Annotated in this window: 13 protein-coding genes; 7 read left to right on the top strand and 6 right to left on the bottom strand. The window is 45.8% G+C overall.

The window, feature by feature from the left end; translation table 11 throughout:
* Positions 1-422: 422 nt before the first annotated feature.
* The 3 genes from ACFQZT_RS07565 to ACFQZT_RS07555 form a co-directional block, all read right to left on the bottom strand.
* Positions 423-902, bottom strand: coding sequence for an LURP-one-related family protein (locus ACFQZT_RS07565; protein ID WP_379298254.1), 480 nt, complete (start codon positions 900-902; stop codon positions 423-425).
* Between the two features lie 55 nt (positions 903-957).
* On the bottom strand, positions 958-1,872 hold the full coding sequence (locus ACFQZT_RS07560; RefSeq protein ID WP_379298252.1) for a DMT family transporter: 915 nt from the start codon (positions 1,870-1,872) through the stop codon (positions 958-960).
* An 89-nt stretch (positions 1,873-1,961) separates the two neighbouring features.
* Positions 1,962-2,075: a thioredoxin family protein gene (locus ACFQZT_RS07555; protein ID WP_379298352.1), complete on the bottom strand. Its 114-nt coding sequence runs from the start codon at positions 2,073-2,075 to the stop codon at positions 1,962-1,964.
* Between the two features lie 88 nt (positions 2,076-2,163).
* Here ACFQZT_RS07555 and pdxR point away from each other — a divergent pair, with 88 nt between their 5' ends.
* The 4 genes from pdxR (at position 2,164) to comI (ending at position 5,888) form a co-directional block, all read left to right on the top strand.
* Entirely contained in the window at positions 2,164-3,588 is a 1,425-nt protein-coding gene (gene pdxR / locus ACFQZT_RS07550; protein ID WP_379298250.1) for a MocR-like pyridoxine biosynthesis transcription factor PdxR, read from the top strand.
* A 21-nt stretch (positions 3,589-3,609) separates the two neighbouring features.
* The gene (locus ACFQZT_RS07545; RefSeq protein ID WP_379298248.1) at positions 3,610-4,827 is read left to right on the top strand and encodes a ParA family protein; all 1,218 of its coding nucleotides are present in this window, start codon (positions 3,610-3,612) and stop codon (positions 4,825-4,827) included.
* A complete protein-coding gene (locus tag ACFQZT_RS07540; RefSeq protein WP_379298356.1) occupies positions 4,757-5,527 on the top strand; it encodes a hypothetical protein in 771 nt (256 codons plus the stop codon). Before ACFQZT_RS07545 ends, ACFQZT_RS07540 begins: the two co-directional genes overlap by 71 nt.
* A gap of 268 nt (positions 5,528-5,795) precedes the next feature.
* On the top strand, positions 5,796-5,888 hold the full coding sequence (gene comI, locus ACFQZT_RS07535) for a competence inhibitor ComI (RefSeq protein WP_379298245.1): 93 nt from the start codon (positions 5,796-5,798) through the stop codon (positions 5,886-5,888).
* Between the two features lie 200 nt (positions 5,889-6,088).
* Here the strand turns inward: comI and ACFQZT_RS07530 are convergent, their stop codons facing one another.
* The gene (locus tag ACFQZT_RS07530) at positions 6,089-9,448 is read right to left on the bottom strand and encodes an OmpL47-type beta-barrel domain-containing protein (RefSeq protein ID WP_379298243.1); all 3,360 of its coding nucleotides are present in this window, start codon (positions 9,446-9,448) and stop codon (positions 6,089-6,091) included.
* A gap of 360 nt (positions 9,449-9,808) precedes the next feature.
* On the opposite strand from ACFQZT_RS07530, the gene ACFQZT_RS07525 reads away from it, so the two are divergent.
* Positions 9,809-10,537: a hypothetical protein gene (locus ACFQZT_RS07525; RefSeq protein ID WP_379298241.1), complete on the top strand. Its 729-nt coding sequence runs from the start codon at positions 9,809-9,811 to the stop codon at positions 10,535-10,537.
* Positions 10,538-10,617: 80 nt separating this feature from the next.
* On the opposite strand, the gene ACFQZT_RS07520 is transcribed toward ACFQZT_RS07525, so the two are convergent.
* Positions 10,618-11,157 carry a PadR family transcriptional regulator gene (locus ACFQZT_RS07520; RefSeq protein ID WP_379298239.1) on the bottom strand — a complete coding sequence of 180 codons (540 nt, stop codon included), beginning with the start codon at positions 11,155-11,157 and terminating at the stop codon, positions 10,618-10,620.
* A gap of 214 nt (positions 11,158-11,371) precedes the next feature.
* Here ACFQZT_RS07520 and ACFQZT_RS07515 point away from each other — a divergent pair, with 214 nt between their 5' ends.
* Positions 11,372-12,529, top strand: a complete 1,158-nt coding sequence (locus ACFQZT_RS07515) for a YhgE/Pip domain-containing protein (RefSeq protein WP_379298237.1) — start codon at positions 11,372-11,374, stop codon at positions 12,527-12,529.
* Between the two features lie 204 nt (positions 12,530-12,733).
* Here the strand turns inward: ACFQZT_RS07515 and ACFQZT_RS07510 are convergent, their stop codons facing one another.
* Entirely contained in the window at positions 12,734-13,624 is an 891-nt protein-coding gene (locus ACFQZT_RS07510) for a LysR family transcriptional regulator (protein ID WP_379298235.1), read from the bottom strand.
* A 165-nt stretch (positions 13,625-13,789) separates the two neighbouring features.
* Between ACFQZT_RS07510 and ACFQZT_RS07505 the strand changes: the two genes are divergently transcribed.
* A complete protein-coding gene (locus tag ACFQZT_RS07505) occupies positions 13,790-14,683 on the top strand; it encodes a DMT family transporter (RefSeq protein WP_379298233.1) in 894 nt (297 codons plus the stop codon).
* The last annotated feature ends 292 nt before the right edge of the window (positions 14,684-14,975 follow it).

Below are 14,975 nucleotides of genomic sequence, written 5' to 3'. Positions count from 1 at the left end.
TTACAGCGGCGCAATCGCGCGCCTCAAGTGGAAAAGCGAGATGTAACGCCCATTTTGGGCGTTACAAGCGCAGGTTAGCGCGAGTTCTCACCTGTTAGGCCCGAAATGGGCCTTACAGCGGCGCAATCACGCGTCTCAAGTGGAAAAGCGAGCTGTTAACGCCCATTTTGGGCGTTACAAGCGCAGGCTAGCGCGAGTTCTCACCTGTTAGGCCCGAATTGGGCCTTACAGCGGCGCAATCACGCACCTCAAGCGGAAAAAGCGAGCTAGGGCAGTCCCAAAAAGTCAAATAGACCCAAAGGAACTGCCCTCCTACTTCCGTCAGCATATATCCATAAATATCCAAAAACCCGCATTTAACTTACAACGCGAGCTGTAAGGAATTTTTGCAATTGTTTAGCGGCGATAAACAGAAAGTTCACCTATTGACTTCGCTTCTGAATCTCGTGCATGCCAAGAATGACGGCAATCCATTCATAGCTATCGATTTCGTTCGTTTGATTCGTCAGACAATATGCGGAAGCGGAGAACCAACCATTCACTTTTTCGAATGAAGCTGTTACGCTCCCACTCTCATCGCTAATCTCATACTCGCGCGAAAATGCCTCTGATTCGATTTCATAGATGCCCCTTCCAAAGGCGTCGTACTCATATCGTTTGGACATGAAAGACATTCGGTGACGCAGGATTCCGCACTCATCCCCGGAAGGCCCGGTTACGATCCATTTGTTTGATAACATCGCAAACTTGCCGCCGTATACCTGGTTGCCGGTTCGATCGAAAACATCAAGAGCGGATCCGAACGCGCTGCGTAAATCCACCTCGCCCACTCGTTCGTTTTTCTCATTGAGGATATCCGTCTGCCCTGCGTTGAAAAAGTTGTCCCGGAAATAAAGTTGCAACCTTACCGCCTCCTTTTCTTTTGCATACGAATGGCGGAGCGGAATAGTTGCAGCTCTACTGCAGAGCCTTTTTATTCAAAGCACTGGTCGGCAATGCGTTAGAGCGGGTTCTGCCCGCCAAAAACACGCCGCCAAGAATGAGAACCAATCCGGTCAGCAGGCTCCAATGGATTTGCTCGTTCAGCATCGTATATCCCCAAATCATGGCGCTGGCCGGTATCAGATAAGTTACCATGGTGGCAAACTCAGGACTTCCTTTTTGCACGATAAAATAAAAGAGAATATACGCGATACCCGAACCAAATATGCCTAAACCCGCCAATGCGGCTATATTCGGGAGCGATGCCAGATGCGAGAAGGCGATAGGTTCCGTCAAAAAGGCAACGCTGCCGCTGCCAAGCATAGCACTGAGCAAGGTGCCGAAGGTGATCTGATACATCGACAGCCCTTTGGAAAGGCGCTTGGACAACTGAGATCCGATCGCATAACATAACGATGCCGCAACCATGCAAATAAATCCCAGGAGATCTACCGATATAAGCGAATGCGTATTTACGCCTAGCAGAATAATCAAGCCAACGATGGCAATCCCCATACCAATCCACTGCAGACGGTTTGCGACTGCTTGGAAGAATAAAATCCCTACAACCATCGTCCACAGCGGTGTCGTGGCGTTCAGGACTGAGGCCATGGTGCTCGTCAATCTGGTTTCGCTAAATCCGATGATCGCCCACGGGATAGCTGTATTAATCAAAGCCATCACCACCATCGGAATCCAGCGGATCTGTCTAAAAGCAAAAGGAATCCGCAAAACCAGCATAATGATTACGATCGCAGCCAAACCCAAGGAAGACCGGAGAAAAGCAATCGTCCACGGTCCAAAATCATGAAGCAGTATTTTTATAAAAAAATACGAGCCTCCCCAAATAAGACTAAGTAAAAATAAAGCGATAAATAGCGAGCGTGGCACGTGTATCCCTTCTTTCGACTTAATGACTCCGTGCCCAAAGCACCTCACGAAGTTCTTTTACAATGACGTCTTGATACTCCGTTCCGGCATTATACAGATCGAAACTCATTCATCACAGCCTGAACAGGTATATTCCATATTACATCAGGACACCAATCCGTGCAAAGAATCAAGCAGCGCAGATCATCCCTATATTGTTGGATCCATAATTAAATCCTATAATAAGATTGACCCTTAATAAATGGTCAGTTAATTACCATATTTAAAGACAGTTGAGCAAGGAGTCTTCCGATGTTCGATATTCTGCTTTCGGATCAAACCCATCATCCGCTATATATGCAGCTATATATGCAAATTCGTCAACATATTCGAAGCGGTGTCATTGCGAATGGCGCACGCCTGCCCTCCGTTAGGTCGTTGCAACTGCACCTCAACATCAGCAAAACACCCATTGAGACGGCGTTTCAAATGCTGTCCGCTGAGGGATATGTGGTCAGCAAGCCTCGTTCCGGGCTTTTCGCAGTGAATCCGCACGAGATTGGATCCACCTTGCAGAATGATATTGATTCCAGTCAACATTTACAGGACCTCCAACCATCCTTACGAGCGCCTCTAGCCCAAAGCTACCGCATTGATTTCAACCCTGCAGCCGTGGACAAAGACATGTTTCCCATTCGAACCTGGAGAAAAATGCTCCATGAAGTGCTGGAAAGTTTCGCCGACGACATTGGCCAATACGGCGATCCTCACGGCGAGTATGCTTTCCGTCGTATTTTGGCCGACTATCTGAGGAATTCACGGGGAGTAGTGTGTGCTCCAGAACAAATCGTTATTGGCTCAGGGATCTCCCACAGTATCTACATTCTGACCAAACTCCTTTCCGGAGTTGAACATGTGGCATTTGAGGAGCCTGGTTATGAAACGGTGCGGGAGCAATTCCTGCTTCATGGCTTTAAATTGATTCCGATCACCATTCATGATAAAGGACTTTCCCTGGAGGAATTGGAAAAAAGCAAAGCGCAGACCGTATACACCACACCCTCTCACCAATTTCCTACCGGGAGCATTATCCCCTACGCCGAACGCACCCATTTGCTCGATTGGGCCAACGCTAGAAACGCATACATTATTGAAGACGACTATGACGGCGAGTTTCGCTATATTGGCAAACCGATCCCCTCTTTGCAAAGCCTTGATCAGCATGGGAGAGTCATCTACATTGGAACGTTTTCTAAAGCTTTCACCCCCGCTTTGCGGATGAATTACATGGTTTTGCCTATGAACTTGGTGAAAAAGTTAGCAGAAATTCATCTCTCCCTGCTGAGTCCGTCACGGATCGACCAATGGGCCATGCAAGCATTTATCGAGAAAGGGCACTGGTACCGCCATATTCGAAAAATGCGTAACACGTACCGCAAAAAGCATCATCGTTTCATTCAATTGCTGCATATGCATTTTGCAGATTACATTGATATCACGGGACACAGCGCAGGTCTCCATATTCAAGTGACTGTAAAAACGCATCTCAATGCTCAAACATTGCTGAAGCTCGCCGCCAATGATGGCGTTCGCGTTTATAATTTTCAGCAAATGTGGATGAATCAGAATGAAACCGGTTATCCGAAGATTTATCTTGGATTTGCGGGAATAAGTGAGCAGGATATGGAAAGAGGGGTTTTGTTGTTGAGGAAGGCTTGGGGTGGGATTTTGGTGTGAATATTTTAAGTGAATCACACTTTGGAAATATTATGGTATCAACAAAGATGGGAATGCGATAAGAAATTTTATGATGTTCACATTAATAAAAAGTTAGCTAAAATTAGCGAAAACAAGAGGAAATATGAAGCTATTGTCGAATGTTTCCAAAAACTAATTTTAAAGAGGTGTAATATGGCAAAAATTATAACTTTTTATAATCATAAAGGCGGTGTAGCAAAGACAACAACAATTTTTAATTTTGCACACCTTCTTTCTGAAACCGGGCATAAAACACTAGTTGTAGATGCAGATCCTCAGTGTAACATTACTGAGATTCTGTTGGCTCCATTAATTGAGCAACTTGATGCAAATTTAGAACAAACCGGAGAAGAAAATCACCTTCCCGGATCTACACTACTAGAATTATTAAAACCAAGAATCGATGGTGAGATTCCAGAAATCGATCTTAAATCTGTTGAGGTAGTCGCAGTTAATGATCGATTGGATTTGATTAGAGGAGATGTATCGTTGAATAATGTTGAGGATGCACTTGCTGAAGCACATATTCAACGTTTTGCAACAAAGATACATGAAAAAAGAACTTATGTTGCAATTGGAGATTTCTTAACAAGGTTCGGAGTGGCAAACGAGTATGAATATATATTGATTGATGTAGGACCAAGTTCAGGTGCTCTTACACGAAGTTGTTTTTTAGCTTGTGATGCCTTTTATATACCTACAGCACCGGACAGGTTTAATGTACAAGCAATTGGAACACTTTCAACAATACTTGATAGATGGTTAACTGAACATAGCCAAATTGTTGAGGATTTTAGAAAAATAGGATTACCTGTAAAGCTTGGAAAACCACAATTTCTAGGAACAACGATCCAACATTTTAAATTAAATAATGGGAAACCGAAACCTGGATTTCAATTGTGGATGGATAGAATACCACATAAAATCAATAATGAATTATTCCCAGTTCTTATTAAACATTCAGTAGAAGGTCATGATCTAACATCTAATTTAGGTATTAATGAAATATCTGTTACCAATATACCAGATTTTGGAAGTTTAGCCCCTCTAATGCAAGAAGTTGGAAAAGCAGTTTTTCAAATTACTCGTGAAGATACCTCTTTAATAACTGAATCCCAGCTACCTTGGGGAGGCGGTACTTGGAAGGATGCATCAAAACGAATTAGTGATTTTAAAGAAAAATTTATTGAGATTCAACACAGGCTGGAGCGCTTATAATATGGAACATGGTGTTCAAAATTTAGAGTTCAATCTTGTAGCATTTATTGATATATTAGGTTTTTCCGCAATGGTTAAATCTGATCTTGAAGCACCAAAAGGGTCAGAAAAATATCTCGATCGTTTATACAAAATTCATAAGAAGACACTAGAGCTTAGTGCAAATGGTATTAATATTAATATTGTTCAATTCTCAGATTCAATTGTATTGGCAACTCCATATTCACCTGAATTAGTGGAAGAATTTATTCGTGTTATTTCGAGGCTTCAGTTTGATTTGTTTTGTGAGGGGATACTTACAAGAGGAGGTGTAGCACTTGGAAAACATTTCTACAATGATGGCTTTATGTATAGTTTGGGATTAATTGAAGCATATAAAATTGAATCTACAATATCACGGTATCCAAGGGTTATCCTATCACCGGATCTATTGGATCTTGTGTACCCAACTAATGAAATACCTGCTAGCCTATTAATTATTAAAGAAAACGATGGCTATTATTTTATTGATTACCTAATTCATTCAGAGAATGAAGTTTTAAGAACATATCTTGCTTCAATAATAACTCAAATAAACAAGCTAGAAAACTCTTCAATTAAAGAGAAGTACATTTGGCTTGCTGAATATATAAATTTTAAGTTTCCGCAATTAGAGCCCACATTTGCAAGATTTTCGCCTAATATTAGAACTTCAGCTTAGGGATTGCTGACGAAAATCGCCTTTTCTAAATTGATAAATAATTAGTACGTGCTAATTTTGAATAGAACCGAATCTACTACTTTAACCACTAAGGGTTAGTAGAAACAAACAACGTTGAGTGGGAAGAGAAGCAATCCAGTAATACCTAATATTATTCAATTCTATTAAATTAGACAAGAACACTTGTGCGCACTTTAATTAAAAGGTAAAATATAGATACAGTTGAATCTTGGGTGGGCGTGGTTTCCCTTCGAAAGGAGGTGAAGCCATGGAAGTAAAAGATGCAATGACGATTATGTTCCTATTTGGAATGTTTATTCTTGCTCTTTTAACATACATCAATAACAACAAGAGAAAGTAAAAACCCACCCCAAGGTTGTCCGCCGAAGGTGGGTTCTTATTGCCCTAGGACTTAGAAGGGAATAAACCATCCAAGCCAATTGTATGACCAAGTGTTCTCAGCACTTGGTCTTTATTAATATTATGATACCACATTCAAATAATTGCATCAAATCATAAAAACAACCCCCGGGAATCTAACGCCCGGGGGTTCACTTCGTTCTATTTTTCCACCCTCACCTGAACGGAACCAACTGTCTCCAGTCCTGCATGATCCGTTGCTTTGTAAGTGATCGTGTACACTCGACCGCTGCCATTGCCCGAACGCTCCGCCCGCAGGCTAAAATCGGTATCGTTCGTGCCGAATTCGGCATTCTGAATGTCCTGCACCGTATTGCCATCGCCAGAACCGTTATCCGGCTCATTGCTGGTAATCGACACTAATTCCACTTTCGCAATACCGGACGCCGAATCGTCTGCATTTATCGTTACGTGAATCGGTACCATTTTATGATTAGGCGGTCCTATGACCGGTTTATCTACAGATAGCTGCAGTTGCGGAACCGTTTTATCCAATTGCACGGCCAATGTCTTGCTTTCTTCCGTATTGCCTGCAAGATCTGTGCTCCTGTATTCGACGGTCAGCTTCCCTTCATCGGTCAGAAGGACCGGATTCGTATATGGTAGCCAGTCTCCTCCATTTACGCGGTACTCGGTCGTCGCGATTCCGGCGCCTTCATCCGTAGCCGTCAAAGTGAGCGTTGAATCCGAGGTGTACCAGCCGTTCATGCCGTTGGGTTGGTCCGGGGTTAGCGCTGCTGCCGTTACCGGAGCGACATCGTCCACGATAATGATCCAGCTGATTTGCGGATCGGAATTCGTAGCGGGTGCGGACGCAGACCGATGCACGGTAAGTTCAAGCTTCCCGTTCGTCACCTCTACATTCGAGTATCCGAGTACATCGTAAGTGTCTTTAAACACATAGCCGCTTGTCTTGGTTTCCCCGTTGATCTTGATATCGGCAATGCGGCTTCCTTTCGACCATTGATACCATGGATCATGGAGTCCGACATACACGGTATAATGACCTTTGTTCAAGTCGAAATCATAAGAAAGATCGTTGCCTGAGTTCCCTTTGAGATACCGCAGAGACGTGAACAGGTTTCCGGTTTCGTTACCGGATGCATTCGTGCTATTCCCTTTATAGCCCCATGTTTGACCTTTAGCTGGATCATACTGCTGATCAATTGTGTTTCCGTTAAGCAGCGTTTTCTGCATATAGGAGGACCAAGTTACATAATCGCTGGTTGCAGCTCCCCCGGCATGTACGAAGTAGATTGCATGTTCAGGAATCACGTTGATTTTCGCCTGGATGGTCTTGCCGCCAAATTCTGGTAATGTCCCGTTCACCGTAATCGTTCCCGGTTTTGCAAAGTCGGATGCGTTCACGGACCAGTTGACCGGGGTATTCAGGGAAGTCCCGTCTCCCATCGTTACATGAATGATGCCCGGCAGCTCCGGCAATTGCCCGACCGTAACTCTGGTTGGCAGCACGGTATCGACCGTGACTCTCCCCATTCGGTTCAGCAGCTCTAAGTTCCATTGATCGTACCATTTCAGCGTGATTTCATCGTTTTGCCCGAATTCGATCGGCAGCCAAATATATCTGGAATCCTTCAGATTGCTTTCGTTCCATCTATCCCCCATGAAAATGAATTTGCCCTTGGCGGGGTCGACGGGAATGACATAGGTGCTCTGCGAATCAAACGTCGTAGATGCTTTCGTGCCTACAGCCAGATCCCTCATCGGCTTCCAGTCGCCGAAAACTTGATCGGCCACCGTGTACAGCGCTTTGTTGGGTGCCCAGCCGGTTGCGCCGGAAGTGATCAGATAGTACTTCCCGGCATATTTAAACATGGCTGGAGCTTCACGCTGCGCACCAGGGAATACCCGGATATAATCTTTGCCATACTCAGCCTTATAGGTCGTATCGCGCGCGGCTTGCCCATCTTTATGCCAACCGACGACGTCCGTATACGAATCGTTCAATTTCGAGATATAAATCGTCATGTTCTCTTCGCTGGAATAGATCAGGTAGGCCGTTCCATCGTCATCTTTGAACAAATTCATATCCCGCGCCATGCCGGGCTGATTCGGCTGACCGTCATAGGTCGCGCCCGGAGGAACTCTGTCCATACGGTTGCTGACCTGATAGACGAAAGGCCCTGTCGGTGAATCGCTTAACGCATAGCCTGCCTCGGCCTTAGCATAGTTCGCTGTGGAAGTCGCGGAAGGACCGTCGGTATGCATCCACATGACATATTTGTGGGTTTTCTCATTGTAAATAACTTTAGGTCTTTCAATGATTCTCTGGGTACCGATATCGTTAAAAATGTCCGCTTTATCCGTTCTACCGGCATATAGTTGCGAGATGAGCGGATCGGTATCGAATTGGCCCATCGACTCGATCGCAGTTAAGGCGAGCCCTTCGTCCTGCCAATTGTACAAATCCGTGGAAGCATACACGCGCACCCCTCTCGCCGGGAGATAACCGTTCGTCTTGTCTTCACCATACCAGTAATACTTGTGGGTATGCTCATCATATAGAATTCCGCCGCCATGAGCTTGAATCGGAGCGCCATTCGTATCCAACCAAGGTGCCCCTGGGGTATAGGCACTAGTAGGGACGTAAACAGCAAGATCCGCCATAGCTTGTTTCAACTGATTGATTGCTGCGCGAACTTCATCCTGAACGGTCGCAATGTCTACGCCATTTTGCGTGACTCTGGCTACCAAAGCCTCAGCTTGAAGGATCGTCTTGTTCAATACATCCAGACTATACTTCGTATATATGCTCTTTCCGGACTCCACCTTTGCTGCCGCAATTTGCGCTTGCAAATCGGTAATCGGAATCGTTACGTGCAATCTGACAATGATATAGTTCACTAACGGATCGTTATAGTTCGTCAGCGTTCCGGACGACGGCCCCTGTATGCTGGCATTCAACTGCCCGTCGATGACATGAATATTTTTATAAACGACCTCTTTTTCAGCGCCGTAGCTGCCGATATCATAATCGCCGTTCGATACATTGCTGCCTTCCAGGATGATGTTGACGGTCCGCCCGCTCCACGGATTTTTGAAGCCGAACGTGACATCGTAATCGCCTTCCGGCAGCTCAAAATTGTAAGTCAGCGCCTTATTGCGAACTTGAGGACCATTATAATACCGTAAAGAACCGTACTTGTTCGCGGCATTGGACACGTTCGTTCCGCTTGTACTCGTGACCAGGCCCCATGATTTGCCCGTAACAGGGTCAAGCCCGTAAACCTGCTCCGTCACACTGGCAAGCAGCCCCATTTTATCGGTTCCTTCCACTGTTCGCGGAGTCGGGTCACCTGCATTCACAAAGTATAAAATGTAATCATTATCTTTTAACTGCTGCTCCGTAAAAGGGATTGCCGATGTCCCTGTGTTCCCGCTTGAATCAGCGGCCGATGCTGCTGGATGTGCAGTAAAAACAGTGGATAGAATAACTAGGGAAAGCATAAGCATTGAAAAAACTTTCGTCGTTTTGTGCATGAAACACCCTCCTTCAAGATTGGGTATGAACATCTAGGTAATCATTCATTCGACCTGCCTATGTGCAGCGGGAACTGCCATCAAGCTTCATTCCAACACCTCCTCAGGTGTTTAAAGTTATCGCATGAAAGGGCTTTCAACAACTGAAAATTACAGATCAATATGAACTTTTCCGCCTTTTTCGTATGAACTTTTGCAACAGCAGCACACACGCGGAGTGTTCAGTCCTGAGGCGCACTGCGGTGCAACGGCATTCCTTATCATTGGCACTTCAAAGTGCTTAGGCCAGTGTAATCATTTGATTCAAAGCTTCGAAAAAATGATAAAATAGGACTATATAAATAGAAAGGCGGAGAAGTTATGGTACATGCATTTACCATCGAGCCCAAGACATACAGCGCCTTCGAGAACGAGGCCGAACAAATTGAAAAATGTAAAGAATGGGGCCTGCTGTCTGAGAAAGCGACCAAAACCAAAGCGTTTTTCTACAAAGGAAACGGCATGAATCTTGCATGTGAGATCATCGGTTTCGTCGATAAAATGACCGCGGTCATTGAGCTTGAAAACAAACAACAACATTGTATCCACCCCTCCTACCTTAAGGAGATGCAGGCATCGAACTATGGCCAGAGGCCTTTGGCGTTAGCGGAAGAAACGATAGAGTCAGAAGCTGTAGTCCTTGAAACACCGCAAGAGGCCGAAGCCGCCCAGGAAGAACGCAAGGAAGCCGAAATTGAAAAACCTAAAGTCGAAGCGGCTCCCAAGGGGAACGCCAAAAAAGAAAAGGCACCTAAACTCCAGCTTCCTGAAGATAAAGTCAAAATGACTGCGACCGTAAAAGAGTTTACGACTGTACCTAATAATTTCTCCGATTCGGAAGATGAAGTGGTTATCTACGAGGCGGTTTCGATTGAGGAACCCGCAACGGAGATCGGTGCGGCTTGGTCCAGTCACAGCACCACGCTTAAAAAATTGGAGCTCGAAATCGGGGATACGATCACTTTTGAAGGTAAAATTGTAGCCAAGAAACTTACTAAGCATCCCGTTCCTTACAAAATCAACAATCCTTCGAAAATACAAAAAGGATAAATGCTGGAAGGTAAAAGTAAAGCAGAAAAAGCCGTACTGCACGCGCAGTATGGCTTTTGACTATTTATGCTCCACATTGTTTACAGCTTATTCATTAATTTGTCGCACCAGTTGATGTATAGTCGCTCATATTCAACGCCAAATTCAACAACAGAGATGCTGGAGGCGATAGGATCGTCGCTTTTAGATGGATCGAGCATTTGGTTCAGCTCGGATACTTTGTCCAAATATTCGGCCAATCTCTCCTCGTGCTGCTTCTTCATCTCCCTGATTTGCAGGATCATCTTCTCCGGCTCTACCATCCAAGAATTGTAGGCTTTCAAAAGGAAATCATCGCGGACGGTTTCCGTTCCCCCCGGCTCCAAAGTCCACAGTATTAAGTCTTGCCGTCCTTCTTCCGTGATCTCATACAATTTTCTGGCAGGGCGGTAAGTATGCTGTTCTACGCCTTGCAACCTTACTAGTCCCTCTGCTTCCATTTTAGACAATTCAGGATAAACCTGATTGCTGCCTACTTTCCAGAAAGGACCGATGCGGCTGTTCATTTGTTGCTTGATATCATAACCGCTGAGTGGTTCGCGCGCCAATAAAGTGAGAATGGCATACCGAATGGAACTCATGATAACAACTCCTTTTCGTATGACTACAAATTTGTTATAGGTTCATTTTAATCTATATTCGATTCATTAACAACCAAAATAACATAAGTTAAATTTAACCCATTATTTTGTTGACACTGATAATTTCATAGGTTAATATTGACCTATATCTAAGTTAACCTATCGAAAACAAATATTAATGAAACGGGGAAATGAAATGAAAAACTCATTGTTCATGTATGTAAAAAAACCACAGACCATACTTGCGGTGGTCGTGGCCTTGATGGCTCAGCTTATTTTTTGTGTGGTTTGGATGACGGCATACGACGGAGTACTGGATCGGGTCAATCATCTGAAAATTGCCATCGTCAATGAAGATGGCGAATTTGGAAATACTCTTGAAAAACAATTAGAAAGCGACCTGCCCTTTGAAATTACAACACCTTCTAAAGAACAAGCCATGGATGACCTTGTGCAGCGCAATGTCCATTTGATTTTGACCATCCCGGAGAAATTCGGCCAATCTTTAACAACACCAGGCATGCAGGCGAAACTATCTTATGTCATTAACGAATCCAATCCTCAGCTCACCAAAAACGTGATGCAAACCATCGTAACCAAAGTTACGAATGAATTGAGTCATAATGCTGCATTGCAAGGTACCCAAGTGGTCTTACAACAATTAAAACTTCCTTCAGACCAAGCTTCTAAAACCGCTCAAAGTATCCTTAATAAAGTGGATTCCGATGTGCAATATTTAAATCCTGTAAACGGCATGCAAAATCAAATGGTACCCATGATGCTTGTTTTAGCCTCCTATGTCGGAGCTATGCTGATGGCTATGAACATCCATCAAGTTTCGGAATCGATTGGATCTGCAATTTCCAAATGGCATCATTTTGCAATTCGTTCGCTCATTATTGTTGTTGCAGCCATTCTCATTTCCTTAGCGGGCTCTTCACTCATTGCGGCTCTGAACGGGCAGATGGAAAGTGGTTTCGTGACATTCTGGCTGTTTCACTTTTTAACTCTTTTAACTTTCATGTTTTTTGCACAAATGTTCCTTATTGTCGTCGGCATGGCGGGAATGTTTATTAATATGGCGATGCTTTCCTTGCAGCTCGTCACTTCCGGGACTATCGTATCGCGACAAATGTTAAGCGACTTTTATCAAGGGTTCGGCCAGTATTTACCTGCTACCTACGCGGTTGAAGGCATCATGAACTTACAATTTGGCGGCATCCATACAGACAAGGATGTTTGGACACTGTTGGTTACTATTCTTGGCAGTGTAAGTATTACATTGCTGGTGACCGCACTGAAAAAGCAAGAGAAGCCGAAAAAAGTATCGGAAGGTGCTCAATCAGCCGATCTTGCTGCAAGTGCAAGTTAATCTTATGAAAAAAACTTCTATCGAAGTCCTTCGAGGATGAGCGACCGCTCTTCCACCCCACAAAGTGATGTAATGCTTCGAGGCAACGTCCGAATACTTTGTGGGGACCCCAATAAGACGGTTGTTTTTATCGCCAATAAGAATTTCTCCTTCCGGTAACCTCGGAACTTATAAATTCTTATGTGGTTGGAAAAAAGCCAGTAATTAGCCTTCCGCTAGCGTACTGGCTTTTGTAGCTACGCCGGCATTAGGCAGCGTATCGATAAATGCACGCAAAGCGCTGCTGATATACGAATCTTTGCGCGTGATAAATTCCGTCTTAATATGTCTAAACGAACCCGGGATCACATGCGCCCGAATCTCGCCTTCCGCTTCTTGTCTGCGGATAACCGTTCGGGGCAGCAATGAGATCCCAAGCCCAGCCGATACGCCGCCAATAATGGCTTCAAGCGTGCCGAACTCCATGATGATGGACTGCGTCAAGCCGCGGGAAAGCAGCCACTGCTCCAGGACATCCCGATACGAACAGCCCGAACTGAACACGAGGATCGGCCGTTTGACGGCATCCTCCAGACTGGCGACCGAAGCTGCAGATGCGATTACGAGCTCTTCATCGAAGGCCGGGACGGATTGGAGATCAGGATGATCGCACTGGCACCCGATGAAGGCGCCGTCCAGTTCATAATGGAGCACTTTCTCCATCAGATATTCCGTATGCCCGGTCATCAGCGACAACCGTACATTCGGATGCCGGTCATAATACGATGCAAGCAACTTTGGCAGTCGAACCGCTGCAGCCGTCTGTGTGGAACCGATCATGAGCGGACCGCTCGGATCGCTGGAGGAAGAGAGCGCCATGGTTGCCTCGTCCAGCAGACCTACGATTTTATCGGCATATCCGAGCAGCATTTTACCGCTCGAAGAGAGCGTCATGCCCCGGTTATGGCGGAAAAAGAGGACGGTGCCCAGTTCGGACTCCAGCTGTTGAACCCTGGCGGTCACATTGGACTGAACGTAGCCCAGTTTCGAGGCGGCTCTCGTAATCGAACCCTCGCGGGCAACCATTTGAAATACGCGTAAATCTCCACTTTCCATTGAAATAAACCTCCGTCCGTTCGATTTATTAGAGGATCGATTGAAAGTTCGATTGATTGATTTGGTATCATAATTTGTGATAGATAGTATCAATTGCAATCATTATACATAAAATCAAGTCTCCGTTACAATATGAACATCACCTGTAAAAAGGAGGGCTCCAACATGAATAAACTTAAGTATACCGGTCTCATTTTATTCACGACGCTTATCATGGGTCTCGCATTTCCTGTCGGCAAAATAGGCCTGCAGTATGCGCCGCCTTTCTTTCTAATGGGTATTCGCTTCGTATTGGCTGGCGGATTGCTGGCACTCATCGTCGCCAGGAGACCCCAGCCCCGCGGTGTAAAGCAATGGCTGCAAGCGGCTGCTGTCGGCTTGTTTCAGTCCGCTGGCGTAATGGGCTGCGCCTACTACAGCATGCGCTGGATTACTTCGGGCGAATCCTCCATCATCACCTGCACGAACCCGCTGCTTGTCATCATACTCGGGACGCTGCTTACCGGAGCGACATACCGCGGACGCCAATGGTTGGGCGTTGCCGTCGGTTTCGTCGGTGTCGCCATCACCTTCGGCCTCCATATGGGCATCCAGCCGGGTACCTTCATCAGCTTCGCCGGCGCTGTCTCTTTCGCAACTGCGACCTTGCTCCTTAAGCGATGGGGCGCCTCGTTCGATATGACGGTTCTCGCCGCCTATCAGATGCTGTCCGGGGGAATCGCGCTGCTCATTTTAAGTGCGGTGACTGAGCACCCTTACTTCACCTTTAACGGCTCCTCGGTGACCATTTTGCTAATGCTGGTCGTGATGTGTTCGATCGTCCAGTTCTCGCTCTGGTTTTACCTGCTTCGCAACGGTGATCCGGCAAAAACGAGCGCATTTCTGTTTCTGGTACCGCTATTCGGCGTCCTTTCCAGTTGGCTGCTGCTCGGTGAGAAGGTCGAGTGGTTTGTCGGATTAGGCGGGGCATTCATTTGCGCAGGCATTTTCCTGGTTAATTGGGATGGGAAGGCCCGATCAAATGTAAGGATCGCCAAAGTTCCGTTATCGGATGGTTAATCCAGGGACCCGACCCTCCTGCGGACGAGGGGCTTCCGCTTCTGTAAGTGCCTTTTTGGCCCTTTCAGGCAGGCGCTCGGACAAACTCGCGCCTGTAGCGGCCAAAATGGGCGCTTCAACTCAAGTTCCTCCTGCGGACGAGGGGCTTCCGCTTCTGTAAGTGCCTTTTTGGCTCTTTCAGGCAGGCGCTCGGACAAACTCGTGCCTGTAGCGGCCAAAATGGGCGCTTCAGCTCAAGTTCCTCCTGCGGACGAGGGACTTCCGCTCCTGTAAGTGCCTTTTCGGCCCTTTC

The sequence above is a fragment of the Paenibacillus sp. GCM10027628 genome, from assembly GCF_042676385.1.
GTDB lineage: Bacteria > Bacillota > Bacilli > Paenibacillales > NBRC-103111 > Paenibacillus_E.
The sequence above is the reverse complement of the archived record's forward strand: the minus strand, read 5'-3'. Positions and strand labels throughout refer to the sequence as shown.

Bases quoted from the DNA above. Each gene is read 5' to 3' on its own strand.
- pdxR (WP_379298250.1), top strand. From the start codon at position 2,164: ATGTTCGATATTCTGCTTTCGGATCAAACCCATCATCCGCTATATATG.
- ACFQZT_RS07540 (WP_379298356.1), top strand. From the start codon at position 4,757: ATGCATCAAAACGAATTAGTGATTTTAAAGAAAAATTTATTGAGATTC.
- comI (WP_379298245.1), top strand. From the start codon at position 5,796: ATGGAAGTAAAAGATGCAATGACGATTATGTTCCTATTTGGAATGTTT.
- ACFQZT_RS07530 (WP_379298243.1), bottom strand. From the start codon at position 9,448: ATGCACAAAACGACGAAAGTTTTTTCAATGCTTATGCTTTCCCTAGTT.
- ACFQZT_RS07525 (WP_379298241.1), top strand. From the start codon at position 9,809: ATGGTACATGCATTTACCATCGAGCCCAAGACATACAGCGCCTTCGAG.
- ACFQZT_RS07520 (WP_379298239.1), bottom strand. From the start codon at position 11,157: ATGAGTTCCATTCGGTATGCCATTCTCACTTTATTGGCGCGCGAACCA.
- ACFQZT_RS07515 (WP_379298237.1), top strand. From the start codon at position 11,372: ATGTATGTAAAAAAACCACAGACCATACTTGCGGTGGTCGTGGCCTTG.
- ACFQZT_RS07510 (WP_379298235.1), bottom strand. From the start codon at position 13,624: ATGGAAAGTGGAGATTTACGCGTATTTCAAATGGTTGCCCGCGAGGGT.
- ACFQZT_RS07505 (WP_379298233.1), top strand. From the start codon at position 13,790: ATGAATAAACTTAAGTATACCGGTCTCATTTTATTCACGACGCTTATC.